We start from the raw sequence: 1,711 nt of genomic DNA on the forward strand, positions 1-1,711 counted from the left end.
ACTGCTCTTTAACAATTTATCAGACAATCTGTGTGGGCACTCAAAGTGACATGGATTCTTAACGTCCTTGGACGAAAAATGAATGCCAAGTCTCTGAGTGAACATACGTAATTCATTACGAAGTTTAATTCACGAGCATCAAACTTAAATTGAAGAGTTTGATCATGGCTCAGATTGAACGCTGGCGGCAGGCCTAACACATGCAAGTCGAGCGGTAGCACAGAGAGCTTGCTCTCGGGTGACGAGCGGCGGACGGGTGAGTAATGTCTGGGAAACTGCCTGATGGAGGGGGATAACTACTGGAAACGGTAGCTAATACCGCATAACGTCGCAAGACCAAAGTGGGGGACCTTCGGGCCTCATGCCATCAGATGTGCCCAGATGGGATTAGCTAGTAGGTGGGGTAACGGCTCACCTAGGCGACGATCCCTAGCTGGTCTGAGAGGATGACCAGCCACACTGGAACTGAGACACGGTCCAGACTCCTACGGGAGGCAGCAGTGGGGAATATTGCACAATGGGCGCAAGCCTGATGCAGCCATGCCGCGTGTGTGAAGAAGGCCTTCGGGTTGTAAAGCACTTTCAGCGGGGAGGAAGGCGGTGAGGTTAATAACCTCATCGATTGACGTTACCCGCAGAAGAAGCACCGGCTAACTCCGTGCCAGCAGCCGCGGTAATACGGAGGGTGCAAGCGTTAATCGGAATTACTGGGCGTAAAGCGCACGCAGGCGGTCTGTCAAGTCGGATGTGAAATCCCCGGGCTCAACCTGGGAACTGCATTCGAAACTGGCAGGCTAGAGTCTTGTAGAGGGGGGTAGAATTCCAGGTGTAGCGGTGAAATGCGTAGAGATCTGGAGGAATACCGGTGGCGAAGGCGGCCCCCTGGACAAAGACTGACGCTCAGGTGCGAAAGCGTGGGGAGCAAACAGGATTAGATACCCTGGTAGTCCACGCTGTAAACGATGTCGATTTGGAGGTTGTGCCCTTGAGGCGTGGCTTCCGGAGCTAACGCGTTAAATCGACCGCCTGGGGAGTACGGCCGCAAGGTTAAAACTCAAATGAATTGACGGGGGCCCGCACAAGCGGTGGAGCATGTGGTTTAATTCGATGCAACGCGAAGAACCTTACCTGGTCTTGACATCCACAGAACTTAGCAGAGATGCTTTGGTGCCTTCGGGAACTGTGAGACAGGTGCTGCATGGCTGTCGTCAGCTCGTGTTGTGAAATGTTGGGTTAAGTCCCGCAACGAGCGCAACCCTTATCCTTTGTTGCCAGCGGTCCGGCCGGGAACTCAAAGGAGACTGCCAGTGATAAACTGGAGGAAGGTGGGGATGACGTCAAGTCATCATGGCCCTTACGACCAGGGCTACACACGTGCTACAATGGCATATACAAAGAGAAGCGACCTCGCGAGAGCAAGCGGACCTCATAAAGTATGTCGTAGTCCGGATTGGAGTCTGCAACTCGACTCCATGAAGTCGGAATCGCTAGTAATCGTAGATCAGAATGCTACGGTGAATACGTTCCCGGGCCTTGTACACACCGCCCGTCACACCATGGGAGTGGGTTGCAAAAGAAGTAGGTAGCTTAACCTTCGGGAGGGCGCTTACCACTTTGTGATTCATGACTGGGGTGAAGTCGTAACAAGGTAACCGTAGGGGAACCTGCGGTTGGATCACCTCCTTACCTTAAAGAACCTGCCTTTGTAGTG

The 1,711-nt window shown here is 53.0% G+C and carries 1 rRNA gene; it reads left to right on the forward strand.

Features of this window, described 5'->3' with window-relative positions:
* The first annotated feature begins 146 nt into the window (after window positions 1-146).
* Window positions 147-1,686 (forward strand): 16S ribosomal RNA (locus tag CWM61_RS28490).
* The last annotated feature ends 25 nt before the right edge of the window (window positions 1,687-1,711 follow it).

Source organism: Klebsiella sp. K-Nf6, assembly GCF_002806655.1.
GTDB lineage: Bacteria > Pseudomonadota > Gammaproteobacteria > Enterobacterales > Enterobacteriaceae > Klebsiella > Klebsiella variicola.